Genomic DNA, 23,345 nt, shown 5'->3' with positions numbered 1-23,345 from the left:
GACGGCCAAGCCGGTCAGTTCAACAGGTGGGGCGCGGCATGCGACGGCCAGAAAATCGTGAATCCGTTTCGCGCCAGCGGGCCGCATTCCTGAGGAATCTTGCGGCGATGCGCGCGCATGGTCCCGCTGTACCCCAATCCCGAGACCAGTAAGGTGACACTTAATCATTGAGTGTCACGGATGATGTCGATACCGTCGTCAGGCAAGCACACGGCGAGGGGCGACACCGGGCAAATGGCCGAGAACTGGCGACTGGGCGGCTACACCGAAGTTCGAGAACTTGGCGCGGGCGCCTCCGGCCGGGTGGTGCATGCCGTGCATGACGCGAGTGGCACGGCGGTCGCGATCAAGTACGTGTCCCCGCAGCTGCTGGCCAATCAGGCGTTCCGGGATCGGTTCCGGGGCGAGGCGCGACTGCTCGCCGGGCTCACCGAGGCGCATATCGTCCGGTTCTACGAATACGTGGAAGGCTCGGCCGGCGCGGCGATCGTGATGGAGCTGGTCGACGGTGTTTCCTTGCGCGAGTTGCTGAACTCGCACGGGGCGATGCCACCCGAAGCCGCTCTGCTGCTACTCAAGGGCTCGCTGCTCGGGTTGACCGCGGCACACGCGGCCGGGGCGGTGCACCGCGACTACAAACCGCCGAACGTGTTGGTGTGCGCGGATGGCAGCAGCAAACTCGCCGACTTCGGGATCGCGGTGTCCACCGGCGCCGTGGTGGCGGCCGAAGGCAGCCCCGCCTACCTCGCCCCGGAACAGTGGGCGGGCGCGCCGGCCAGCCCTTCCGGCGATGTCTACTCGGCGACCGCGGTGTTCTTCGAATGCCTCACCGGGCACCGGCCGTTTCCGCAGCAGGAGCTGAGCGCACTCGCCGCGGCCCACCGGGACGCGCCGATCCCACTCGCCGAGGTACCCGAATCGCTGCGCGAACTGGTGGCCGATGGGCTGGCCAAGGATCCGGCACTGCGGCACCCCTCGGCAGCCGCGTTTCTCGGCGACCTGGAACTCGCGGCGAGCGCCGGCTACGGCGAAGGCTGGGAAGCACGCGGCCGCAAACGCCTGGTGGCCCTCACCGCGCTGCTGGCCGGACTGTTCCCCTTGGCGCATGCCCCTGGCGCACTGGCACCGGGGACGCCGGAAGCGGCAGGGCCGCCCGCGCCAGAGCCACCAGCACCACCGGTGAGTACGCCGCCAGCCCCGCCGGCCGCGCTTGGCCCGCTGGCCAAACTGCCCACCTCCGTGTTGGTCGGCGCGGGCGCGGTGGTCACCGCCGGAGCCATCGTTGGCGCGGTCGTGATCGTCGGCCCTGGCTCCAGTGACGAGCTACCACCTCGCGCCGAATCCGAGCTTCCGGAAACACCGCCCCAACGACCGGACGATGTGGACGACGTGATCGTGGATCAGGTCAGCGAAGCCACAACCGCCTCGTTCACCTACGATTACGAGGCTTGCTGCGCGAACGTGTACACCGGAAACGGTCGGATCAGCTACGGGGACACGGGTAGTACCGCGGAGATCGTGGACTACTACAATACCGAACGCGGCCCGGATGATCCAGATACGCCACGCCGCAACGGTTTCGTATTTCCAGATATGACCTATATGGACGCTGGAAACGGCTGGCGCGATTTCCCGACTGGACAACTGGACACGCCCGCCGAGGAGCGAGCGGGCTGGGCGGATGATCAGCTCGACGCCGCCGCCCTGGTCGAAGTGCGGAACGCCGCTGGTATCGAGCGAGTACGCGAGCTACTCGCCGACGCGACGCTGAACACCGCGCGGCAGAACGCGGACTCGATCATCTACCGCGGCGAGATACCCGCGGACGAGTCCAAGAGCAATCCGGAAGTGCAGTACTTTGACCTTGGTACGGAGTTCACCCTCACGCTGAACAAGGACTATCTCCCGATAAGCCTTGCGGAACGGGAGAAGTACAGCCTCGGCGACGGCCAGGAATACGCCAATGCCACCACCATCGAGTACACCGACTGGGGCAAGGGCGAACCGATCTCCCGCCCGCGCTGAGCCACGCTCAGCTCAGGAACGAAGCATTTCGGCGATCAGGAACGACAGCTCGAGCGACTGCTGCGTGTTCAGCCGCGGATCGCAAGCCGTCTCGTACCGCCCGGCAAGATCGGTGTCCGAGATGTCCTGCGCGCCACCAAGGCATTCGGTGACATCCTCACCGGTGAGCTCGATATGCACCCCGCCCGGATAGGTACCCAGGCCCCTGTGCACCTCGAAGAAGCCCTGCACCTCATCCACGATCCGGTCGAAGTGTCGCGTCTTGTAACCAGTGGACGATTCATGGGTGTTTCCGTGCATCGGGTCGCACTGCCAGATCACCTGGTGCCCCGACGCGGTCACCTTCTCCACGATCGCCGGCAGCACATCACGCACCTTCTGGTTGCCCATCCTGCTGATCAGCGTGAGCCTGCCAGGCGTGCCGCGCGGATCCAACCGCTCGACGTACTCCACGGCCTGCTCCGGCGTCGTTGTCGGGCCGATCTTCAAGCCGATCGGATTCGACAACAACTCGGCGAAAGCGATATGCGCACCGCTCAACTGCCGGGTGCGCTCCCCGATCCAGAGGAAATGCGCGGAAAGATCGTACAACTTCGGTGAGTCCGGATTGGACTGATCGAGACGCAACATCGCACGCTCGTAGTCGATCAGCAGTGCCTCGTGGCTGGCATAGATCTCGGTGCTGTGCAGGCTCGGATCCTGCACTCCGCAGGCCGACATGAACCGCAGACCGCGATCGATCTCGGCGGCAAGCGCCTCGTACCGTTCGCCGGCGGGCGAGGTGCGCACGAAATCCTTGTTCCAGTCGTGCACCTTGCTCAGGTCGGCCATCCCGGCGCCAGTCAACGCACGCAGCAGGTTCATGGCCGCGCTGGAGTTCGCGTAAGCACGGATCATCCTGCTCGGGTCCGGTTGGCGCCCCTCGGGGGTAGCCGCCACCGAGTTCACGATGTCGCCGCGATACACCGGCAGACCAAGCGCGTCGGTGGTGTTCGACCTCGGCTTGCCGTACTGGCCGGCGATCCGGCCGACCTTGACGACCGGCAGGCTCGCGCCGTAGGTCAGCACCACGGCCATCTGCAGCAAGGTGCGCAGGTTGGCCCGGATATGCGGTTCGGTGTTGTCCGCGAAGGTCTCCCCGCAGTCGCCGCCCTGCAACAGGAAGGCCTCACCGCGCGCCACCATGGCCAACCGCTCGTGCAGCCGGTCGATCTCGGCAGGCATGGTGATGGGCGGCACACTCTCCAGCACGGTGCGTACCTGGCGGACATGCTCCGGGTTGGGCCACTCCGGCTGTTGCGCGGCCGGTAGCGACACCGCCTCATCCAGCTTGCCGCGCAGGTCCGGCGGCAACGGCGGCAGCTCGGGCAGGGTGTCAACCGGGACATCCACGGTCCACGACATACCGTCGCGCTCGTCCTGCCGCCCAGCCCCGTGCACGTTCGCCGCCTGATCTGCCATGGGTAGCAGACTACCCGGCCGGCGAGCCCGCTCCGCATGCGCCAGCCGCCCATGAACGCGTCGGGCAGGTCTGGTTACCGGCACCAACTATGCCGTACCATAGTCAAATGTTCGGCATGCCGAAGTGGAGATCGAGCTCCGTCGAAGATTACCTGAAGGTGATCTACGCGCTGCGCGAACGCGGCGCGGACACGGTCACCACAAGCGCGCTTGCCGGACGCCTCGGCGTCTCGCTTTCCTCGGCATCCGGCATGGTGCGCAAACTGGCCGACCTGGGACTCGTGGAGCACGCTCGGTACGGCGACATCACGCTCACCGAAGCCGGCAGGCGGATCGCCCTCGAAGTGCTCCGCCGGCACCGGCTGATCGAGCTATACCTGGTCACGCACCTCGACTACGCGTGGGATGAAGTGCACGACGAGGCCGAGCAACTGGAACACACCGTCTCGAACACCCTGCTTGACCGGATCGCGGCGAAACTCGGCCACCCACTGGTCGATCCACACGGGGATCCGATCCCCACCGCGGACGGCACCATCGCCATCCCGGACGCGCACCGCCTTTCCCAGCTGGACCCGCCAGCGAGTGGGCGCATCGTGCGGGTGGTCGACCTCGACCCCGAACTGCTTCGCTATCTCGCCGCCGAACAGATCAGCCTCGGTGACCAGATCACGTTGCTCGAGCGCAAACCCTTTGGCGGACCGCTGATGGTGCGCGTCGGCGAACCCCCGAACGAAGCCACGCACGGTTTCGGGCACGTACTCACGGACGCGATCTTCGTCGAGGTGGACTGACGTGCGCCAGCCCCGTGCCACCCAACCCCGTGCGATTCAACCCCGCGCGATTCAGCGGACCCGCCGCAGGCGGCTGATCACCGGTGTCATCCTGGTTGCCGGCATGCTGCTGAGCGGTTCGATCACCTTCGCGGTCTGGCCGCATGGCGAATCCAGCGCCCGGCCCGGCCAGCTGCGTGTGGTCAGCACGACCAATTTCCTCACCGACACGGTCCGCGAGGTCGGCGGTGACCGGGTAGCGGTGAGCGGGCTGATGGGCCCAGGCGTGGATCCTCATCTGTACAACGCGACGGCCTCGGACGTGGCCCGGCTGCGCGGCGCCGATCTCGTCGTCGCGGTTGGCCTGTACCTGGAAGGCAATCTACAGCCGGTACTCGACGATGTCGCCGAACGTCGACCGGTGCTGCTCGCCGGGGAACGGATCCCCACCGAGCGGCTGCTCGAGCCGGCCGATGACGCACCGGCAGCCGAGGAGTTCGATCCGCATGTGTGGTTCGACGTCCAACTCTGGCGGTTCGTGGTGAACGGAGTGCGGGATTCGCTCAGTGCCCAGGATCCGGCCAACGCCGCGTACTACCGGCAGCGCGCGGCGAGCTATCGAGCCGAACTGGACCAACTGGACACCGAGATCCGTGCCCGGATCGCGACGATCCCGGAGTCTCGTCGGGTGTTGGTCACCTCGCATGACGCCTTCCGCTACTTCGGTCGCGCATACGACATGGACGTAGTGGGCATCCAGGGCATCTCCACCAGTGACGAGGCGACCACCGCGGATGTGGAACGCGTGGCGAACCTGGTGGCGCGCAGGCAGGTTCCCGCCGTGTTCGTCGAGTCCAGCGTTTCCGAGCAGACCTTGCAGGCGGTACTCGCCGCCGCCCGCTCTCGAGATCACCCGTTGCGACTTGGCGGCGAGCTGTACTCCGACGCCGCCGGAGCGGCCGGCACCCCCGAAGGAAGCTACCCAGGAATGCTACGGGCCAATGTGGACAGACTGGTGGCGGGATTGTCATGAGTGAACAGCACCAACTTGCCCTTCAACTGTCCAATGTGGAGGTTAGCTACGGCGGCCGTCCCGTGCTGCGTGAGGTCTCCTTCGACATACCGACCGGCGTACTCGCCGCGATCGTGGGCCCGAATGGCGCGGGCAAGTCGACGGCACTCAAGGCGACACTCGGGTTGGTCCCGCTGACCAACGGCGACGTCCGCATCCTCGGCACGACCTTGCGGGCGAATCGCCGCAGGGTCGCCTACGTGCCACAGCAGGACCTCGTCACCAAGGACTTCCCGATCACCGCGATCCAGGTGGTGGAGATGGGCCGCTACCCGCATCGTGGCTGGTTTCGCCGGCTTGGCGCGGACGATGACGCGGCCGTCGCCGAAGCCGTGGAACGCACCGGAATCGGCGCGCTACTCGATGAACCACTCGATGAGCTTTCCGGTGGTCAGCGACAGCGAGTGTTCCTCGCCCGCGCCCTGGCCCAGCGGGCCGATCTGCTTGTCCTCGACGAACCCTTCACCGCGGTAGACACCCGGACCGAGGAGGCGCTGGTCGACCTGCTCGCCGAGCTATGCGCCGACGGCGCGACCGTGCTCGCGGTGCACCACGACCTGCGTACGGTAGCCGAGCGATTCGACCACGCGGTGCTGCTCGCCGGCACGGTGCTTGCCGCCGGTGAGGTATCCGATGTGCTCACCACGGAGGCCCTGGCACGGGCGTACGGCCTGGCGCCACGCCATACCGAACCCGCACGGGCAGCGCGGTGAACGCGTTACTCGATCTCTTACCGCTGCCCTATCCGGAGGCCGTGGTCGCGACCGGGAGCGCGGTCCTCGGGTTCATCGCGGGCAGCCTGGCGCCCTTCGCCGTACTTCGCGGACGCGCGATGTTCGGCGACGCGATGAGCCACGGCACGCTGCCGGGAGTAGCCCTTGCCTTCCTCTTCGTTGGCGTGAAAGACCCCGCGGTGTTGCTGGTCGGTGCCGCGATCTGCGCACTCGGCGCCGCGGCGCTGATGATCGGTCTGGAACGAGCCGGCCGAACCGCGCCGGATGCCGCGATCGGCATCACCTTGTCCGCCTCCTTCGCCTTGGGCATCGTGTTGCTCACGCATATCGCACAGGGCGGCAGTGGCCAACAGTCCGGTTTGGACGCCTACCTGTTCGGGCAGGCGGCGGGGATGGTCGTTCGCGATGTGTGGTTCACACTGATCCTCGGTGGCCTGGCGCTACTGGCCATCGTGGTGTTCTTCCGGCTGCTGCGCTCAGCGAGTTTCGACCCGCAGTTCAGCGCGGTCGCCGGGGTGCCTACCTGGACCATCGACGCGGCGAGCACCGCGCTGCTGGTTATCGCCGTGGTGCTCGGAGTACGCACCGTAGGCGCGATCCTGATGGTCGCCCTCCTCGTCGCGCCCTGTGTCGCCGCCCGCGCGCTGACCAATCGACTTGGCACGCTGGTACCGGTTTCCGGGGCCATCGGCGCGCTCGCCGGGGTGTCCGGCGCACTACTCGCGGGAAGGGCCGGACTACCCACCGGACCGGTTATTGTCTTGCTCGCCACCGCGTTCGCCGCGGCGGCGCTGCTGTTCGCGCCGCGCCGAGGAGTGTTGAGCAGGGCGTGGCGGCGGCACGCCGCCCGCTCGGCACGCCTGGAATCCGAGCAGGTGTCGCGATGAACACCGACGACGCGATCATCCTCCTGACGGCCGGAACCCTGGCCACCGCCTGCGGGCTACTCGGCCCATTTCTGGTGTTGCGCAGGCAATCGCTCACCTCGGATGCGATCGGGCACGCGGTACTGCCCGGTGTGGTGGCGATGTACCTGCTCACCGGCAGCAGATCCAGTCTGCTCGCCACCCTTGGCGCCGCGGCCTTCGGGCTGCTCTGTGTACTGGCCATCGACGCGCTGCGGCGTACCCGACTGCTCGGCACCGACGCCGCGATCGCGCTGACCTTCCCCGCGCTGTTCTCCCTCGGTGTGCTCGGCGTCAGCGGCTTTGCCTCCGGCGCGCACCTGGATCTGGACTCCACGATCTACGGCGAGATCACCTTCGCGCCGTTTCGCACGATGTCGCTTGGCGCGGTGGAGTTTCCCCGCCCGCTGCTGATGACCCTGCTTGCCGTACTACTCGCGCTGGGGTTCGTGCTGCTCAGCTGGCGCGGGCTACAGACGCTGGCCTTCGACCCGGAGTTCGCGGATATCGCTGGGCTACGCGGTCGGCTGATCCAGCGGCTACTGCTGATGGTGAGCGCGATCGTCGCGGTCATCGTCTTCGACAGCGTTGGGGCGATCCTGGTCGTGACGTTCTTCGTGGTCCCTGCCGCCGCGGCGCAACTGGTGGCGAACCGGCTGGACACGATGCTGCTGGTGTCCGTCGCGATCGGCTGGGTGAGCTCCTTTGTCGGGCAGCGCGCCGCCGTCGCCTACGACAGCTCGATCGCCGGCATGATCGGACTCACCACCGTCGGCTGCTTCCTGTTGCTACGCCTGCTCGCGCCGCGTCGCGGCCTGCTCTGGCGCTGGCTGCGGCTGGCGCGCCGGCGGGACAACACCGGCGCGCCTGCCCGTACCGGAGCAGACTCGGCTCAGCCGAAGAACACCTCGGCCTCGGCATAACGCTCGGCCGGCACCGTCTTCAACCGCGCCGTGGCGGTCGCCAGTGGCACCCGGACGATATCGGTGCCGCGCAGGGCGACCATCGAACCGAACTCGCCGGCCGCCACCGCATCCACCGCGTGCAGCCCGAACCGGGTGGCCAGCACCCGGTCGTAGGCGGTTGGCGTGCCGCCCCGCTGGGTGTGCCCGAGCACGACCGCGCGGGACTCCTTGCCGGTGCGCTCGGCCAGTTCCTCGGCCAACCAAGTGCCGATCCCACCAAGCCGGACGTGGCCGAACGCGTCCTTCTCGCCTGCCTGCAACACCTCCGCGCCGCCTTCCGGCAGCGCGCCTTCGGCAACCACCAGGATCGGGGCGAACTGCCGCTCGAACCGGCGTTGGGTCCACTCCACCACTTTGTCCAGTGAGAACGGGCGTTCCGGCACCAGGATGACGTTCGCCCCGCCAGCAAGACCGGAGTGCAGCGCGATCCAGCCGGCGTGCCGCCCCATCACCTCGACGACCAGGGCGCGGTGATGGGATTCCGCGGTGGTGCGCAGCCGGTCAATCGCCTCGGTGGCGATATGCACGGCGGTGTCGAAGCCGAAGGTGTAGTCCGTCGCGTCCAGATCGTTGTCGATCGTCTTGGGGACACCGACGACCCCGATGCCGTCATCGGTGAGCCGCTTGGCCACGCCGAGCGTGTCCTCGCCACCGATCGCGATCAGCGCGTCAATGCCCTGGTCGGTGAGCACCTGACGGATCCGCTCCGCGCCACCGTCGGTGGAGTACGGATTCGTCCGCGACGAGCCGAGGATCGTGCCACCACGCGGCAGAATGTCCTCCACGTCGTTGAGCCCGAGGGGCCGGGACTCCCCGCTCATCGGGCCCTGCCACCCGTTGCGGTAACCCAGTACCTCCCAGCCGTGCGTCTCGACGCCCTTCCGGACAACGGCCCTGATCACCGCGTTCAATCCCGGGCAGTCTCCGCCGCCGGTCAGTACTCCGACTCGCATGGGCTATCCCTTCTCGTCGTCACCAGCTGATCAACACTGGTCGCGTGAATCGTTCAAGTCGCGCGAGCACAGCCTAGTGACCTCCGCCACTGCGACCGGTCAGCGGGTCGGGTTCCCTTTGCGTTTGCGGTGCGCGTCCATGATTCGCCAGCGCGTCAGGTTGTGCCGGGCATCGGCGAGGGCGTCGTGCGCGTCCTCGGGCTGGTCCGGCAGTTTCGGCTTGCCGACCTCATCCCAGAGCTGGCGCAGGTCCCTGGTGAATCGGGGCAGTTGCCGGGGCAACGCCGGCATCGCGCCCCAGAGCTGAGCCAGAGCCACATGGTCATAGGCGGCGAACCAGGCCCACAGCTCGACCCGCTCACCGTTCGGACTGAGGAACTTGATCAGTTCGTCCCTGATCCGCGCCCTGGACCGCCATGCGCCGTCCGCCGGTGGCGGCAGTTTGGGCAATACGTTCTCGCGTACCCACGGGCCAGCCTTGCCCTCGTCAAATTCCGTGGACACCGCGTAGAACTCGTTACCGCGCTCATCGACGACGCCGATCGACACCAGGTCGATCGTGGTTCCGTCCTCGATGAACTCGGTGTCATAGAAGAACCGCACTCGGGCAGCGTAATTGTCGTCCGATCGGGCACGGTCAGCTGGCCTTGCTGTCCGGAATTCGGGCGACCTCGGCTGCCGTCTGCACCGGCTGCGCGGGCACGTCCGGTCGGACCCCGTTTGCCTCGGCCTCCTGTAACTCCTTGGCCTTGGCCGCGTAGATGTCCACGTACTCCTGCCCAGACAGTTCCATCAGGGCGTACATGATCTCGTCGGTGATCGACCGCTCCACGAAACGATCACCGGAAAGCCCGTCATACCGGGAAAAGTCCAGCGGCTCACCGAACCGGATCTGGATCTGGTGTGGCCGCAGGGTCTTCGAACCGATCGGGTTCGCCTTGTCCGTGCCGACCATCGCGACCGGAATGACCGGAACGCGAGATTCCAGCGCGATCCGCGCGACGCCCGTTTTGCCCTTGTACAGCCTGCCGTCTGGCGACCGAGTGCCCTCAGGGTAGATCCCAACCAGGTGGCCCTCCTTGGCCAGCCGGATGCAGGTGTCCAACGCGGCCTGCGCCGCCGAACCACTCGACCGGTCAATGGGCACCTGACCGGTACCGCTGAAGAACCACTTCTTCAACCGACCCTTCAGCCCCGGCTCGGTGAAGTACTCCAGTTTCGCCGGAAAGGTCACCCTGCGCCGGATGACCAGCGGCATCGCGAACGAATCCATCACGGCGAGGTGGTTGCTGACCAGCAGCGCGCCGCCATGCTCCGGGATCAACTCCCGGCCGGTGACCTTCGGCCGGCACAACAGCCGGAGCAATGGACCCAGCGACAGGTGTTTCAACACCCAGTACAGCACCGCGACTCCCGTCTGACGGAGATTCGATCCGATTCGCGCTCGCTCACTCGTTGCCTGCTCACCAGGCCTACGAAGCAGCCTACGAAGCATGGCCCCGTCGGACAACGTTACCTGACCAGTAAGGGGGACAGTGTTTACCCAGTCCACGTTTACCCAGTCCACGTTTACCCAGTCGACGTTTACCCAGTCCTCATCATTAACGACATCACCGGCGCCCGGACCGAGACGTGCCAGCACCGGGTAGTCCATGGGAGGATGGCCAGGGCGGATTCGCTACCCACGTGAGGGGACGCACGTGCCAGTCATACCCGGCGCGGAACCGTTCGCGCACTCGCCAGCCGAGGCCACGGACGGTATCGCCGTGCTGTTGTGCCACGGCTTCACCGGCACCCCGCAGAGCATGCGACCGTGGGGCGAGTACCTGGCCAAACGCGGTTACGCGGTCAGCTGTCCCCGACTGCCCGGCCACGGCACGAGCTGGCAGGAGTGCAACCGCAGCCGATGGCCGGACTGGTACGAATGCGTGCGGGCCGAACTGGCCGCGCTACGCGGGAAATACGCCGAGGTGTACGTCTTCGGGCAGTCCATGGGCGGCACGCTCACCCTGCGGCTGGCCCAGCAGTACGGTCCATTGGTCTCCGGGATCGCGCTGGTCAACCCATCGGTGCTGACCACGAGACTGGACGCGAAACTACTGCCGGTGGCCTCCCGGCTGGTGCCCTCGTTGGCAGGGATCGCCGGCGATATCGCCAAGCCGGGAGTCCGGGAACTGAGCTACGATCGATTGCCACTGCGTGCGGCGACGAGCCTGGCGCGGTTGTGGCGGCTGGTTCGCCGAGACCTGCCGCTGGTCACCCAACCGCTGTTGATGCTGCACTCGACCGTCGACCACGTGGTGGAGCCGGTGAACGCGCAAGTGGTGCTGGATGGTGTGCGGAGCACGATGGTCACCGAGGTAACCCTCACGGACAGCTTTCACGTGGCCACTATGGACAACGACGCGCCGACGATCTTCGCGAAGAGCGTCGAGTTCCTGCGTGCGGTACACGCCGAGCGAGCAACGGCAGTGGCCGAGGGAAGGTGAGCGGTGCAGAACCGGGGAAACGGCTCTGGCGGGCCGGAGGATGTGGATGCCGCCTTCGCGGAGATCGTAGCCGGGCTGGAGTCCGAGGGACTCGGCAAGAACCTGCCGGATCAGGACGCTCCGGACGAGCCGGAGCCACCACAGGACGACTCCGCCGGCACCGCCACGATCCCTCGGGAGCAGCCGACCAGCGGTGGCTGGCGTAGCGCTTCCTCCGAATGGGACCCCACCTGGCAGAACCTGGACGCGCTGGACAACGTCGACCCGGACGACGATCACTATCACCCGCCGGAGCCGCCGCCACTGCCCAGGCCACGCAAGGGCGCCATCATCGTGCTGGTCTTCGTTCTGGTTGGGCTGCTGTTGTTGTTCGCCCCTGGCATCTTCGGGCTCACTCCGGAGGTCAGCACGCCGATCGGCCTGCTCGCGGTCACCTGCGCGCTTGGCTACTTCGTACTCAGCAAACGCCAGCAGGGCCCACCTCCGGGCGCCAACCCGGACGGCTCACAGGTCTAAAACACGCTCGCTGACCTTCACGAACGCGGTTACGGGGCGTGCTCGCGGGCCAGGCTCGCCGCGCCGACGATCGCCGATTCGTCGCCGAGCTGCGCCGTCCGGATCCGCGCCAGCGGACGATGCCCGGTACCCGTGGTCAACTCGCGGTAGTACTCCCGCGCATCGTCGAGGAACAGCGGCGCCGAGGCCGAGACTCCACCGGCGATCACCACGATCTCCGGGTCGTACACATCGGCGACCAGTGCCAACCCCTCGCCGAGCCATCTGGCCAGATCGGCAACCGCCTCCTTGGCCACCGGATCACCATCCCGCGCGGCGCCAGCGACCTTGCGGCCGGTCACTTCCCTGGCGTCCTTGGCCGCCTCCCTGGCGAGCACGGTGGACCGGCCCGGATACCTGGCCAGCAGCTCGATCGCCGTAGTGCTCAGCGCGGTGCCGCTGCAGTAGCGCTCCCAGCAGCCCTTCTTCCCGCAGGAGCACGGCCGGCCACCCGGCACGACCCGCAGGTGTCCCAGTTCCGGTGCTACCCCGTAGGCGCCCCGATACAACCGCCCATCCAGCAACAGGCCAGCGCCGATCCCGGTTCCGATCGCGATCAGCAGCACCACCCCGGCGCCTCGAGCCGCGCCGAACCGGTGCTCGGCAACCGTCGCGGCGTTCGCGTCGTGTTCCAGTAGCACCGGAAGTCCGATCCGGCTGGCGACCCGTTCGGCTACCGGAGCATCGCGCCAGGCCAGATGCGGTGCGAACATCACGCTGCGCCGGTCGTTGTGCACGAATCCAGCCACCGCGAGCCCCACCGCGGCGATCTCGTGCCGATCACCGAGCTCCGTGACGGTCGCGGTGATCGCGTCCTCCAGCGCGTGCTGGTCGCTCGGGGTCGCCGCGCGCGCGGTGTCCAGAATGGTGCCGTACTCGTCGACCACCCCGGCACGCACACTCGTGCCCCCAACGTCGATACCGATCGTGTGCACTACGCCGAGCCTCCCGCGGGCGCGCCTTTCCGCTGAACCGCGATGTGTTGCACGCGTGGCGAGCGCGGTCCGCGCGGGACATCGTCGCACCGCCGGGCGTGCTCGGCCGAACTGCCCTGCCCCTGATCCGGTGGCGAATCGCCGGACGGCGCCTCCCGCTCCGGCCGGAAGCCCGGCATGTGCACCGTGCTCGGGTCCCAGCGGTCCGCGAGCACGGCACGCAGTAGCGCGATTACTTCCGCGGCGTGCTCAAGAACCGTGGCGACCAGTTCCGGACGCTGGCCGCGAGCCATCGCCACCACCGCGCACAACGGGCACCAGGTGCATTCGCTCGTCTCCTGCCGCGCATCCGAGTCCTGATCGGAATCGGCATGTGCCCGCTCGCCCGAATGCCCGGCGGCGATCACCCCGTCCAGCCACGGCTGCGCCCTGGACAACACCATCTCCAGCAACAGCGCAAGCTCCTCGGCGAGCTGTGGCTGATCCTCGTGTCCGGTCATCGACGCGCCCCGTCCTTACTCAGGAACACCGTAAGCCCATCCGCGTCGACCTCGGCTCCGGTCACCACACGGTTCCGCAACAGTGCCGGCAGCGCGATCAACCTCCGCATGCCGTCCACGGTAACCGCAAGGTCATCGTCCACTCGCGCCAAGTCCACATCGGTGTCGTCGGTGATCGGCAGCGCGAGGTGCAGCCGGTGCCCACTCGGATCATCCTCGACCCGTAGCAGCGGCCCACGGAAGGTGTTGTGGCCGCACAGTGGATCGGTCGCGCCGTACAGTTCGGTCGCGATACCCAGAATCGCCTGCATGCCAACCGGTTCGGCCGCACGGTGCGCCACGGTCCGCGGCTCGGCGATGCCGGTTCCGGCCAGCCCCGCGAGCACCTTGTCCTGTTCGGACCGCCTGATGCGCAACCAGTTCGCCGCGCCGCCCCGCCAGCGGCGCACCTTCGGCGCCAGCCGGTTCGCGATGACCCCGTCTACCTGTATGCCGCGCAAGGCGAGCGCGGTGAGCGTACGGCGTGTCTCGGATACGACGAGCCGTTCCGGGGTGAACACCAGCCGGACCGTGGTAGTACGCGCGTCGGTGAGCCAATCCCGTAGCCCGGCGACGTGGCTTGCCAGCTGGCCGATGGCCTCGGCTACCGCTGGTGCCGCGCCACCGGCCGGGGTCCCTCGATACATCCGCTGCACATAGCCAGAAATCGCCTCAGGCAACGAGAGTAGCCGTAACGTCTCCGCTGTGGGTCCACAGTCGACAATCAGCGCATCCCACGATCCGGTGTCCGCGAGCCGACGGACCTCGGTGAGCGCGAGCAGCTCGTCCATCCCTGGCACCACGGTGAGTTCTTCGGCGTCCAGCTCGTCCACGCCGAACCCGGACAGCGCGGCACGCAACCGCGCGCGCAGTTCCTGCCACGACTCATCGACGAGGCCGCGCGAGCTCAGCTGCGCCGCGTGCACCGTAACGTCCAGTTCGGACACTTCAGTCGGTTCGGCGCCGAGCCGGACGCCGAACGCGTCGGAAAGCGAATGCGCGGGATCGGTAGAGATCACCAGAGTCTTGCGCCCCTGGCTGGCCAGTTGCGCGGCCGTCGCCGCGGCGAGGGTCGTTTTACCCACGCCGCCCTTGCCGGTAAACAGCAGGACGCGCACCTAGACGTCCGCGGCCTGCTCGACGCGCTGCTTCAAATCCTTCAAGGCGATATCCATGATCACTTTCTCCGCCTTGCGCCGCAACAGGCCGATCATCGGAATGGCCAGCTGGACGGCGAGCGTATAGGTCACCTTGGTAGCCGAGCCCTGCGGCTCGAGCCGGTAGCTCCCCTCCTGCGCCTTCTGCATCTGCCCCTTCACCAGATGCCAACTGACCAGCAGATCATCCGGGGTCCAGGCGTACTCGAGGGTGTAGACGTCCTTGACTGGGCCAGCGTCCAGGGTCATCCGCACCTGTTTGGCCCTGGTGTGTTCGCCCACGGTCACCTCGCTGAGTACCTCGGCCTCCTTGACCTGGTTGGCCCACTGGGGGTACTCGGCGAAGTTCGCAATGACCGCCATGATCCGCTCCGGAGGCGCGTTCACCACGATGGACTGCGTCGACTGGTCGGTCATACCGCGCAGGCTACCGGTTCGGCCGCTCACCAGCGCAGCACATACGGGCGCGTGGTCTGTTTGAAATGCCCCACGTTGATGCACTCGGTGGCGCCCACCCGGGCCCGGGGCGCCAGCGGCTGGTGTACGTGCCCGAACATCGACCAGCGCGGCCGCTGCTGGTGGATCAGGTCGAGCAGCGCGGCCGAGCCCGCCTCCGGCCGCCTGGCCACCACGTCGTAGGTGAGCACCGGAACGGCTGGCGGGATGTGCGTACACAACACGTCCACCTCCCGCAGCGCGGCGACGCCGGCATCGAAGTCCTCCTCGACCCGCAGGTACGGCCGCCACACCCCGGTACGGCGGGGCGTCGTACCGGCGGGGCGCAGCGCGCCCCCGACAAAGCCGAAGCGCAACCCGTCCAACTCGACGGCCTCCCCGTCCAGCATCCGGATATGCCCACCGGTGAACTCCGGCCAGAGCGCGGGCACATCCACGTTGCCGGGAGTGGCATAGGTGGGCACGGTCATCGCGGCGAACAGTTCGGCGTACTGTTCGCGAATCGCCGACTCGACCGCATCCGCCGCGTTCTCCAAGCCCTCCCACAGCGACCGGGCATAGGCGGCGGTCTCCGCGTGGTGGCGTTCCTTGCGTAACTTGGCGAACACCGAGACCCGTTCGGCGCCGAACAGCCGACCGAGGATCCCCTTGCCGTGATCGTGGTAGTCGACGAAATCCAGCAGGTCACCGAGCACGATCAGGGCATCAGCTCCCTCCCCGGCTCGTGCCAGTGCTTCCGCGTTTCCGTGCACATCAGAGACCACATGAACCCGCACGCTCCCCAGCCTAATGCGGCGAAGGAACGCTACCTACCGTGTGACCCGCGCCGGTTCAGCCGGGCGGCGGGCAGCCGGGCGCGCGGCCGTCCTCGAGGATCTCCTTCAGGCCAAGGGACATCGCCTTCGCGGCACGCGCTCGCCGGTCAAACTCCTTGCGTAGCTTGCCCGGCGGCAGGGTCACGGGGTTACCGAGCTGATCGGCGGGGCTGGCGCGCAGGAAGTAGTGCAGCAGTGTGCCGTCCAGCGCGGGCTCCAGCCACACCTCCATGGTGCCGACGAGCGCGCCGCGCACGGTCCAGCGCAGCCCTTCCGCCCCGCGATCCGCATAGACCCGCAACCGCAGGTCCGGCCAGTGGCGCCGCCAGCTCGCCGGATCGGCGAACACCGCGGCCAGCGTTGTTGGTGGCACGGCGAGGAAGGTCTCGTCGACGATGTCCAGTGTCGGTTCCGCTGCCGTAGCCACGGGCAGCAGGATTGCACGGGCCGGCCGTTGACCACCAGGCAACCCGCCGAGGATCCCTCGGGGGCGCGCGCACCGCACCACGCAGGTCTGGCACGCTGGCTTGTGCGCGTTATCCGCGCTAAGTTAGCTGCTCAACAGGTGGTTTACTTGTCGGTAACTCCCATTGGCACGGAGGCTTGAGGTGCGTGAGTTCAGCGGTTCTGCAGCGAACCCGGTCGCCGAGGACGAGAACCTGACGGACATGGTGTGGGCGAACGCGGAGCGGTTCGCCGACACGGTGAGTTTCCGCCGTCAGGTCGACGGCTCGTGGCTGGACGTCACCGCCAAACAGTTCGCCGACGAGGTCTGCGCGGTCGCCAAGGGGTTCATCGCGGCAGGGTTGGCGGTCGGTGACCGGGTCGCCCTGATGGCGAAGACCCGCTACGAGTGGACGCTGCTCGACTTCGCGATCTGGTCCGCGGGCTGCGTCACGGTGCCGATCTACGAGACCTCCTCGGCCGACCAGGTCGAGTGGATGCTCGGCGACTCGGGCAGCAAAGCGATCGTGGTGGAGAGCACCGCGCACCGCGACGTGGTGGACAAGGTAGCCGGCAACCTCGCCGAGCTGGCCCACGTCTGGCTGATCGAGCCGGCGGCGAAAGCGGACAACGGCGCGGTCCAGGAACTCACCGAGCTCGGCGTGGACGTCTCCAACGACGATCTGCACCGCAGGCGCAGGGAGCCCAAGGCGAGTGATCCCGCGACGCTGGTCTACACCTCGGGCACCACCGGGCGCCCCAAGGGCTGTGTACTCACGCACCGCAACTTCCTCGCCGAAGTACGCGCCAATACGGCGATCTTCCCGCAGGTTTTCCAACCGGGTAAGTCCATGCTGCTGTTCCTGCCGCTGGCCCACGTGCTCGCCAGGGCGCTGGCCGTGACCTGTGTGTACGGCCGACTCACCGCGGGGCACACCCCGGATACCACCAACCTGGTCGCCGACCTCGGCTCGTTTCGGCCGACCTCGGTCGTGGCGGTGCCTCGGGTGTTCGAGAAGGTCTACAACAGCGCGAAGCAGAAAGCGCACGCCGAGGGCAAGGGCAAGATCTTTGACGCGGCGGAAGCGACCGCGGTCGAGTTCAGTCAGGCACGGGACACCGGCGGCCCTGGCATTGGCCTGCGTATCCGGCACCTGCTTTTCGACAAACTGGTGTACGGCAAGCTGCGCGCCGCACTCGGCGGCCGGTGCGAATCCACGGTCTCCGGCGGCGCGCCACTCGGCGAACGGCTCGGGCATTTCTTCCGTGGCATCGGCGTTCCGGTACACGAGGGCTACGGGCTGACCGAGACGAGCGCGGCGGCCGCGGTGAACCTCGAAGGCGGAATCAAGATCGGCACGGTGGGCCAACCGGTGCCAGGCACCACGATCCGGATCGCCGACGACGGTGAGATCCTGATCTCCGGCGATATCGTGTTCACCAAGTACTGGAACAACCCCGAGGCCACTGCCGAGGCGCTGGAAGACGGTTGGTTCCACACCGGCGACCTCGGTGAACTGGACGAAGACGGCTATCTGCGGATCACCGGGCGGAAGAAGGAGATCATCGTGACCGCCGCCGGCAAGAACGTCGCGCCGGCCACCCTCGAGGATCAGATCCGGGCGCATCCACTGGTCAGCCAATGCATGGTGGTGGGTGACCAGCAGCCATACATCGCGGCCCTGGTGACCATCGACGAGGAGTTCTTCCCCGCGTGGAAGAGCCGCAACGGCAAGCCGGCGGAAGCGACCGTGGCACAACTGGTTGATGACACCGAGCTCCGTGCCGAAATCCAGGCCACGATCGATGCGGCGAACACCACGGTGTCCAAAGCGGAGTCGATCAAGCGGTTCCGGATCCTGCCGGTGGATTTCACCGAAACCGGCGGGGAGATGACCCCGAGCCTGAAGGTGCGCCGCAACGTGGTGAACAAGAACTTCGCCGCGGATATCGAGGCGCTCTACGCGAGCTGAGCTGGTTCGCCGGCGCCGTCGAGCAATCCGGACAACCGGGCGGCGAGCGCCGGCCAGCGCCAGTTCTCCCGAACCCACTCGCGCCCGGCCGCGCCGATCCGCGCCGCCCGTTCCGGGTCGCCGTGCAGTTCGACCAACCGCCGCACCAGGCGGTCGAGATCCCTGCCGTCCAGCACATGCCCGGTCACGCCATCGCGCACGGTTTCCGGCGCACCGCCCGAGTCACCGGCGATAACCGGTAGACCGGTCGCCGATGCCTCGAGATAGACCAGCCCGAGCCCTTCCACATCCAGTCCCCCACCACGGGTCCGGCAGGGCATCGCGAACACGTCACCGGCCGCGTAGTGCCCTGGCAGCTCATCCCAGGGCACGGAGCTGGTGAAGAACACATGCTCGGCCACCCCGAGAGCGGTGGCCAGCGAGCGCAGCCGGTTGGCGTACGGGCCACCGCCGACCAGCAGCAGGGCGGCATCCGGCACCCGCTCGCGCAGTCCAGGTAGCGCCCTGATCAGCATGTCCTGCCCTTTTCGCGGCACCAGCCTGGACACGCAGACGGTCAGTGGGCGCTCGCCGATGCCGTATCGCCGCCGGATCTCGGCTCGCGCACCAGAGTCCGGCCGAAACCGCTCGGCATTGACCCCGGAGGGTAGGTACTCGAGCGCGGCGTGCGGGCCGAAGGCGCTGGCGAACCGGGACCGGGTGTAGCGGCTGACAAAGGTCACCACATCCGACGTGTTGCCGATCCGGCGCAGCGCCTGCCGCGCGCCGGGCAGCATCGACCAGCCGACCTCGTGCCCATGAGTCGAGGCGACCACTCGCCGTTCGCCCCCGTTGGCCAGGCTCTCGCCGAGCAGCGCGAGCGGTGCGGCGGCGCCAAACCAGATCGCCGTACAGTCCCTGGCTCGGGCGATCTGCCGGGCTCTGCGCAGCACATCCGGAGTAGGCAGCATCAGCGGGCCGGGATGGCGGACCACTTCGAACGGCTGGGCAGCGTCGAACTCGTGATCAGTGCCACTCGCTGACGACCAGGACGGCGCGTAGACGACAAGGTCGTCGGCTGGCAGCTCGACCGTCAACGAATGCAGCAATGCCTGGATCCCGCCTGGCCTCGGCGGAAAGTCGTTGGTGATCAGCAAGGTGGTGCGCACTCCGCCCAGGCTAACCGGCTGCCGGCGGCCGTAGGCACCCAGCCACCGCGATTCGGCTAGTCGACCCGGACCACGTACTTGCCCTGAACACCGCCGGCTTCGAGCGCGCGGTGTGCCGCCGCCGTCTCCGCCAGTGGGAAGACGGCGTGCACGGCGGGGCGCAGCTCCCCGCCGTCGACCCGGCGAGCGAGGTCATCGAGGTGCTTCCGGTTCGGGTTACCGCTGAAAAACCGCACCCGGCCGCGTCCGTGTACCCAGCTCGCCGCCAGGTAGCCAACCGAAACGACTGGCCGGGCCAGGTCGAAGGCGATGGTGACCATCCGACCACCTGGACGCAGCAGCCGCCGGTAGGTCCACGGTTCGGAGCCCGCCGTATCCAGGATCACGTCGAACCGGCCAAGCTCGGCTGGCACAACGGTTCGGTGGTCGACGAGGTGCTCGGCGCCGAGGCCGCGCACGAACTCCAGGTTGGCCGCGCGAGCCATGGCCGTGACCTCCGCACCGCGCGCCCTGCCCAGTTGCACGGCCGCGTAGCCGACGCCGCCGGCCGCGCCACGCACGAGTAGCCGCTCACCGGGGCGTAGCGCGGCCTTCTCGAACAGTGCGGTGACCGCCGTGGTCGCAACCGGCAATGCGGCGGCCGCCACCAGGTCCACCTGCTCGGGTACACGCCCGAGCCGATCGATGGGCACGCGCACGTACTCGGCCGCGCTACCGAATCCGGCGGTGCGGCCAAGCACGCCCCATACCCGGTCGCCAACCGCGACCGGTTGGACGCCGAGGTGTTTGCCAGGCGGACCAAGCGCGACCACCTCACCGGTGAAATCCAGCCCAACCCGTTTGGGGAACTTCCGGCCGGAAAAAGGGCGAAGGTCGCCGGCGCGCCATGGGGTCTCACCACCGTTGACGCTGAAGGCGGCCACCCGGACAAGTGCCGTACCTGGCGCCGGCTCGGGGCGCGGCACCTCACCGATGTACAGCACGTCGGGAGCACCGTATCGATCGAAGAGCACTGCTTTCATGAGATTGCCCGACATCGTTCGCACCTTTTGCCATCAGCGGTCAACGGGAAGCCGATATCGACCGTAGACTCATAAGTGGACGATCTCGTCCTGTTAGCCCGGAGGTGAGAAGTATTGGTGGTGGAATCCTCTCAGTTGACCACCGAGGACGGACTGCGCGCGGACGCGCGACGCAACAGGGAGCGCATCCTGGTCGCCGCGCGTGCCGTGTTCGCCGAGCATGGGATCGACGCGCCGATGGCAACCGTGGCCCGCAAGGCCGGCGTCGGCGTGGCCACGCTCTACCGCCGGTTCCCGACCAGAGACGACCTGGTACGCGCGGCGTTCGCGCAGCAGCTGCGAACCTGCGCCCAGGAACTCACCGCCGCGCTTGTCGATCCGGACCCGTGGCGCGGCTTCCAGCGACTCGTCGAGACGACCTGCGAGCAGCAGCGCGCGGAAAAGGGCTTCCCCGCCGCGTTCACCGCCGACTTCCCGATGAGCATGACGGACCACCAACGCCCCCTCGAACAGGCCGAACGAGACCTCGCCACGGTGGTGCGCAGGGCACAGGCGGCCGGGGCACTGCGCGCCGATTTCCAGCCCTCCGACATTGCCGTGATCTTGCTGGCGCACGCCGGCCTGGTTGCGGCGCTGCCGGAGGACGGCGCGGCCTCCCGCCGGCTGGTGGCCTACCTCCTCCAGTCGTTTCGCACCGGCTCGAGCAACCGGCCACTTCCGCCGCCGAGCGCGTTTGCGCCACGGGACCTTCCGGTCGGAACTCAGCCGAAGGCGCGGCGCAGGTAGTCCCAGTCCCGCCAGCGGCCATACGCAACCGCTGGACCTCGCCTACCAACCGCCCCACTCATTGGCAACGCCAACGGACGTGCCCCACGATGCCGGAGCTGTGACAACCCATGCACGAATTCGACCATTTACTGCGGCGGGCGCGGGACCGCAGGTTGAGTGCTCGCGAGATCGGTCTCGTCGAGGAGACGCTGGCCAAGGGATTGTCGGCCAATGACGCGTACCGAGCGCTGATGATCGTAGGTATGGTCGCCACGCCCGAACGGAACTCCGATGCCGTAGCGCGCTACCTCACCGACGACGATCCGACGGTCGCGGGCCAAGCGCTCCACATCCTGAACGATGTGTGGGGTCTCGGACACAACTACCGCGACGACATACTGCGCCTGCTCTGCGGCGTCACCGGCGACGAGGCCGGGCACGCAACCACCAAGGCGCTGAGCTCCGCCGCCCGCTACCTGCACCGCACCGCCGAATGGGACGCAACCGACCGGACGATCTTCACCGCGATGATCGACGTCGCCCTCGACGAACTGCGCCTGCCCGCACAACGCATGCACGCGGCGGTGTGCCTGCGAAACGTGATGCCCCGATCCACCGACGAGTACGGACGTCCCATGCCCGGCACAGTCGAATTCGACCGCGTCATCCTTGCCGCCTGGGACTACCTCGGCGAAGCCTGATCAGTGCCGTCGAACCCCAGCGGCCAGGAACACGCCGCACCGGCCCGGACGGGACGGTTCCTCCCCGGCGTTTGACGCCGACGTCCCGATCGGCACTCAATCGAAGACGCGGCGCAGGTAGTCCCGCCAGCCAGCGACCAGTTCCGCCCGAGGCACGCCGAGCACCTCGCGGATCGCCGCATCGACGGCTGGCCGCCCCGCGGGACCGAGCGCGGCTACCTCCCGATACAACTCGAGCAACCGGGGCTCGCCGTATTCCTCGACGATGTAGCTGCTCACCGACCAGGACAGCTGGTAGGCAAGGTCCAACGGATGCGTATCGCCGTGAAAGTCGGCATCGGTGGGGAACTCTTCCGGCGGACCCTCGGCGCGCACCAAGGCAGCCAGGGCCGGCGCGGCGTAGGTCATCGGCACGGTCGTGCCGCGGTAACCGACGTAGTCGGCAAAGCCTTCCAGTAACCATTTCGGAGCGCCATCGACCGTCTGGCCGCGAGTCGCGATATGGGCCAGCTCATGCCGTAGTACCACGCGCAATGCCGTATCGCTGAGCTGTTCGGCACCGCCAGGGGTGAACACCACTCGCTGGCCGCGAGCGGTGCGGTCCGCCTCGTTCACCCGGTCTGCCACGGCGACCGCGACGATCCCTTCGGTGCTGAACTTGGGCCCGACCAGTGCGCGCATTTCCTCGGCCGTCTCGGGCAGCCAGAGCGCGGCCGTGCCGGCCCATGCCGGCCCCCACACCTCGGTAACCGCGGCCACGGCCGCATCCAGTTCCGCCGTCAACCGCCGGGCGGTGGCCACGCGGCTCGGATGGGAGATCACCAGCCCGGACTCCGCTCGGAACACCACACACGGCCCGAAGTCCCACGGGCCACGCCAGGTATCGACGCCAAGCTCGGCGAGTTCGGTATCGGACCGCAGATACCACTGCCCGGCGCGCTGCACGAACAGGTACCCCATCGGTCGGGTCGTGGGCCGTTGATCCGCACCGGCCAGCGCGTAGACCAGATCGACGCGTGGCGCGGCCAACCGTTCGGTACTGGACAGCGCGGCCACGTCCGCCACCGGCTCGGTGGCCACCTGGTAGCGCCACTCGGCGAGCGGTACGTCCGCGAGGTTACGGAACATGGCCTGTTGGGCGGTACGAAACGCCGGATCGGCTTTCGGATCGAGGCTGGCCAGGAAAGCCTGCTCATCGCGTTCGCGCAGGGCGGTTGCCCGGCGCGTGAGTAGCGCGGATATCTCCCGCGCCCGCGCGGTCTCGGCGGCGCTTTCCTCGGCCGCGGAACTGGTGACGCTGGTTGGCGTGGCCAGCCGCGTAGCGCCCGGCGCTGCCGGTCCCGACTCGGTGTGCCGCTCGTCCAGCGGCACACCGAGGATCAGGATGCCGGCCAGTGCGACCACCGCGATACCGGCGGCCAGCACCGCTCTGGCTCGCGCGGTGGCCATCATGGC

The 23,345-nt window shown here is 67.8% G+C and carries 24 protein-coding genes; 11 read left to right on the top strand and 13 right to left on the bottom strand.

Annotation, left to right across the window (positions count from 1 at the left end):
- The first annotated feature begins 234 nt into the window (after window positions 1–234).
- Window positions 235–2,025 (top strand): serine/threonine-protein kinase, encoded by a 1,791-nt coding sequence (locus EV191_RS30335; RefSeq protein ID WP_132876495.1) that lies wholly within the window; start codon window positions 235–237, stop codon window positions 2,023–2,025.
- A 12-nt stretch (window positions 2,026–2,037) separates the two neighbouring features.
- Here EV191_RS30335 and EV191_RS09200 read toward each other — a convergent pair whose 3' ends face one another.
- Window positions 2,038–3,429, bottom strand: a complete 1,392-nt coding sequence (locus tag EV191_RS09200; RefSeq protein ID WP_132876722.1) for a class II 3-deoxy-7-phosphoheptulonate synthase — start codon at window positions 3,427–3,429, stop codon at window positions 2,038–2,040.
- A 164-nt stretch (window positions 3,430–3,593) separates the two neighbouring features.
- Between EV191_RS09200 and EV191_RS09195 the strand changes: the two genes are divergently transcribed.
- The 5 genes from EV191_RS09195 to EV191_RS09175 are packed head-to-tail and all read left to right on the top strand — an operon-like array spanning window position 3,594 to window position 7,893.
- The gene (locus EV191_RS09195; protein WP_424565441.1) at window positions 3,594–4,280 is read left to right on the top strand and encodes a metal-dependent transcriptional regulator; all 687 of its coding nucleotides are present in this window, start codon (window positions 3,594–3,596) and stop codon (window positions 4,278–4,280) included.
- Between the two features lies 1 nt (window position 4,281).
- On the top strand, window positions 4,282–5,292 hold the full coding sequence (locus tag EV191_RS09190) for a metal ABC transporter solute-binding protein, Zn/Mn family (protein WP_243658842.1): 1,011 nt from the start codon (window positions 4,282–4,284) through the stop codon (window positions 5,290–5,292).
- Window positions 5,289–6,044: a metal ABC transporter ATP-binding protein gene (locus EV191_RS09185; protein WP_132876494.1), complete on the top strand. Its 756-nt coding sequence runs from the start codon at window positions 5,289–5,291 to the stop codon at window positions 6,042–6,044. The genes EV191_RS09190 and EV191_RS09185 overlap by 4 nt, the downstream gene beginning before the upstream one ends.
- Complete coding sequence (locus tag EV191_RS09180) at window positions 6,041–6,952, top strand: metal ABC transporter permease (RefSeq protein WP_132876493.1); 912 nt, start codon at window positions 6,041–6,043, stop codon at window positions 6,950–6,952. Before EV191_RS09185 ends, EV191_RS09180 begins: the two co-directional genes overlap by 4 nt.
- The gene (locus EV191_RS09175) at window positions 6,949–7,893 is read left to right on the top strand and encodes a metal ABC transporter permease (RefSeq protein WP_132876492.1); all 945 of its coding nucleotides are present in this window, start codon (window positions 6,949–6,951) and stop codon (window positions 7,891–7,893) included. Before EV191_RS09180 ends, EV191_RS09175 begins: the two co-directional genes overlap by 4 nt.
- Here EV191_RS09175 and EV191_RS09170 read toward each other — a convergent pair.
- From EV191_RS09170 to EV191_RS09160, 3 genes are all read right to left on the bottom strand, one after another.
- Window positions 7,863–8,888: a 6-phosphofructokinase gene (locus tag EV191_RS09170; RefSeq protein ID WP_132876491.1), complete on the bottom strand. Its 1,026-nt coding sequence runs from the start codon at window positions 8,886–8,888 to the stop codon at window positions 7,863–7,865. The genes EV191_RS09175 and EV191_RS09170 overlap by 31 nt on opposite strands.
- Window positions 8,889–8,987: 99 nt before the next feature.
- Complete coding sequence (locus EV191_RS09165) at window positions 8,988–9,491, bottom strand: polyadenylate-specific 3'-exoribonuclease AS (RefSeq protein ID WP_132876490.1); 504 nt, start codon at window positions 9,489–9,491, stop codon at window positions 8,988–8,990.
- A gap of 34 nt (window positions 9,492–9,525) precedes the next feature.
- Window positions 9,526–10,293, bottom strand: coding sequence for a lysophospholipid acyltransferase family protein (locus EV191_RS09160; RefSeq protein WP_132876719.1), 768 nt, complete (start codon window positions 10,291–10,293; stop codon window positions 9,526–9,528).
- A 295-nt stretch (window positions 10,294–10,588) separates the two neighbouring features.
- Between EV191_RS09160 and EV191_RS09155 the strand changes: the two genes are divergently transcribed.
- Both EV191_RS09155 and EV191_RS09150 read left to right on the top strand, forming a co-directional pair.
- A complete protein-coding gene (locus EV191_RS09155) occupies window positions 10,589–11,377 on the top strand; it encodes an alpha/beta hydrolase (RefSeq protein ID WP_132876489.1) in 789 nt (262 codons plus the stop codon).
- A gap of 3 nt (window positions 11,378–11,380) precedes the next feature.
- Complete coding sequence (locus tag EV191_RS09150; RefSeq protein ID WP_132876488.1) at window positions 11,381–11,893, top strand: hypothetical protein; 513 nt, start codon at window positions 11,381–11,383, stop codon at window positions 11,891–11,893.
- Between the two features lie 29 nt (window positions 11,894–11,922).
- Here the strand turns inward: EV191_RS09150 and EV191_RS09145 are convergent, their stop codons facing one another.
- From EV191_RS09145 to EV191_RS09120, 6 genes are read right to left on the bottom strand one after another with little or no spacing between them, the layout of a single operon-like run.
- A complete protein-coding gene (locus EV191_RS09145) occupies window positions 11,923–12,867 on the bottom strand; it encodes an ROK family protein (RefSeq protein WP_207894467.1) in 945 nt (314 codons plus the stop codon).
- The gene (locus tag EV191_RS09140; protein ID WP_132876487.1) at window positions 12,867–13,367 is read right to left on the bottom strand and encodes a hypothetical protein; all 501 of its coding nucleotides are present in this window, start codon (window positions 13,365–13,367) and stop codon (window positions 12,867–12,869) included. The genes EV191_RS09145 and EV191_RS09140 overlap by 1 nt, the downstream gene beginning before the upstream one ends.
- A complete protein-coding gene (locus EV191_RS09135) occupies window positions 13,364–14,524 on the bottom strand; it encodes an ArsA family ATPase (RefSeq protein WP_132876486.1) in 1,161 nt (386 codons plus the stop codon). The genes EV191_RS09140 and EV191_RS09135 overlap by 4 nt, the downstream gene beginning before the upstream one ends.
- Entirely contained in the window at window positions 14,525–14,980 is a 456-nt protein-coding gene (locus EV191_RS09130; RefSeq protein ID WP_132876485.1) for an SRPBCC family protein, read from the bottom strand.
- 26 nt (window positions 14,981–15,006) lie between these two features.
- Window positions 15,007–15,795 carry a metallophosphoesterase family protein gene (locus tag EV191_RS09125; RefSeq protein WP_132876484.1) on the bottom strand — a complete coding sequence of 263 codons (789 nt, stop codon included), beginning with the start codon at window positions 15,793–15,795 and terminating at the stop codon, window positions 15,007–15,009.
- Between the two features lie 55 nt (window positions 15,796–15,850).
- Entirely contained in the window at window positions 15,851–16,261 is a 411-nt protein-coding gene (locus EV191_RS09120; RefSeq protein ID WP_132876483.1) for a polyketide cyclase / dehydrase and lipid transport, read from the bottom strand.
- Between the two features lie 181 nt (window positions 16,262–16,442).
- Between EV191_RS09120 and EV191_RS09115 the strand changes: the two genes are divergently transcribed.
- Entirely contained in the window at window positions 16,443–18,251 is a 1,809-nt protein-coding gene (locus EV191_RS09115; protein WP_132876482.1) for an AMP-dependent synthetase/ligase, read from the top strand.
- Here the strand turns inward: EV191_RS09115 and EV191_RS09110 are convergent.
- Both EV191_RS09110 and EV191_RS09105 read right to left on the bottom strand, forming a co-directional pair.
- Window positions 18,239–19,399, bottom strand: coding sequence for a glycosyltransferase family 4 protein (locus EV191_RS09110; RefSeq protein WP_132876481.1), 1,161 nt, complete (start codon window positions 19,397–19,399; stop codon window positions 18,239–18,241). The two genes, EV191_RS09115 and EV191_RS09110, sit on opposite strands and share 13 nt — an antisense overlap.
- A gap of 56 nt (window positions 19,400–19,455) precedes the next feature.
- Window positions 19,456–20,436, bottom strand: coding sequence for an NAD(P)-dependent alcohol dehydrogenase (locus tag EV191_RS09105; protein ID WP_132876480.1), 981 nt, complete (start codon window positions 20,434–20,436; stop codon window positions 19,456–19,458).
- A gap of 102 nt (window positions 20,437–20,538) precedes the next feature.
- On the opposite strand from EV191_RS09105, the gene EV191_RS09100 reads away from it, so the two are divergent.
- Entirely contained in the window at window positions 20,539–21,207 is a 669-nt protein-coding gene (locus EV191_RS09100; protein ID WP_132876479.1) for a TetR/AcrR family transcriptional regulator, read from the top strand.
- 110 nt (window positions 21,208–21,317) lie between these two features.
- Window positions 21,318–21,890 (top strand): hypothetical protein, encoded by a 573-nt coding sequence (locus EV191_RS09095; protein WP_132876478.1) that lies wholly within the window; start codon window positions 21,318–21,320, stop codon window positions 21,888–21,890.
- Between the two features lie 96 nt (window positions 21,891–21,986).
- Here EV191_RS09095 and EV191_RS09090 read toward each other — a convergent pair whose 3' ends face one another.
- Window positions 21,987–23,339 (bottom strand): hypothetical protein, encoded by a 1,353-nt coding sequence (locus EV191_RS09090; protein WP_165912886.1) that lies wholly within the window; start codon window positions 23,337–23,339, stop codon window positions 21,987–21,989.
- Window positions 23,340–23,345 lie beyond the last annotated feature (6 nt).

It is taken from the genome of Tamaricihabitans halophyticus, from assembly GCF_004340875.1.
GTDB lineage: Bacteria > Actinomycetota > Actinomycetes > Mycobacteriales > Pseudonocardiaceae > Tamaricihabitans > Tamaricihabitans halophyticus.
The sequence above is the reverse complement of the archived record's forward strand: the minus strand, read 5'-3'. Positions and strand labels throughout refer to the sequence as shown.

Coding starts and splice junctions, on each gene's coding strand:
- EV191_RS09170 (WP_132876491.1), bottom strand. CDS start 8,888: ATGCGAGTCGGAGTACTGACCGGCGGCGGAGACTGCCCGGGATTGAAC.
- EV191_RS09105 (WP_132876480.1), bottom strand. CDS start 20,436: ATGTCGGGCAATCTCATGAAAGCAGTGCTCTTCGATCGATACGGTGCT.
- EV191_RS30335 (WP_132876495.1), top strand. CDS start 235: ATGGCCGAGAACTGGCGACTGGGCGGCTACACCGAAGTTCGAGAACTT.
- EV191_RS09130 (WP_132876485.1), bottom strand. CDS start 14,980: ATGACCGACCAGTCGACGCAGTCCATCGTGGTGAACGCGCCTCCGGAG.
- EV191_RS09200 (WP_132876722.1), bottom strand. CDS start 3,429: ATGTCGTGGACCGTGGATGTCCCGGTTGACACCCTGCCCGAGCTGCCG.
- EV191_RS09175 (WP_132876492.1), top strand. CDS start 6,949: ATGAACACCGACGACGCGATCATCCTCCTGACGGCCGGAACCCTGGCC.
- EV191_RS09090 (WP_165912886.1), bottom strand. CDS start 23,339: ATGGCCACCGCGCGAGCCAGAGCGGTGCTGGCCGCCGGTATCGCGGTG.
- EV191_RS09185 (WP_132876494.1), top strand. CDS start 5,289: ATGAGTGAACAGCACCAACTTGCCCTTCAACTGTCCAATGTGGAGGTT.
- EV191_RS09095 (WP_132876478.1), top strand. CDS start 21,318: ATGCACGAATTCGACCATTTACTGCGGCGGGCGCGGGACCGCAGGTTG.
- EV191_RS09140 (WP_132876487.1), bottom strand. CDS start 13,367: ATGACCGGACACGAGGATCAGCCACAGCTCGCCGAGGAGCTTGCGCTG.
- EV191_RS09195 (WP_424565441.1), top strand. CDS start 3,594: ATGTTCGGCATGCCGAAGTGGAGATCGAGCTCCGTCGAAGATTACCTG.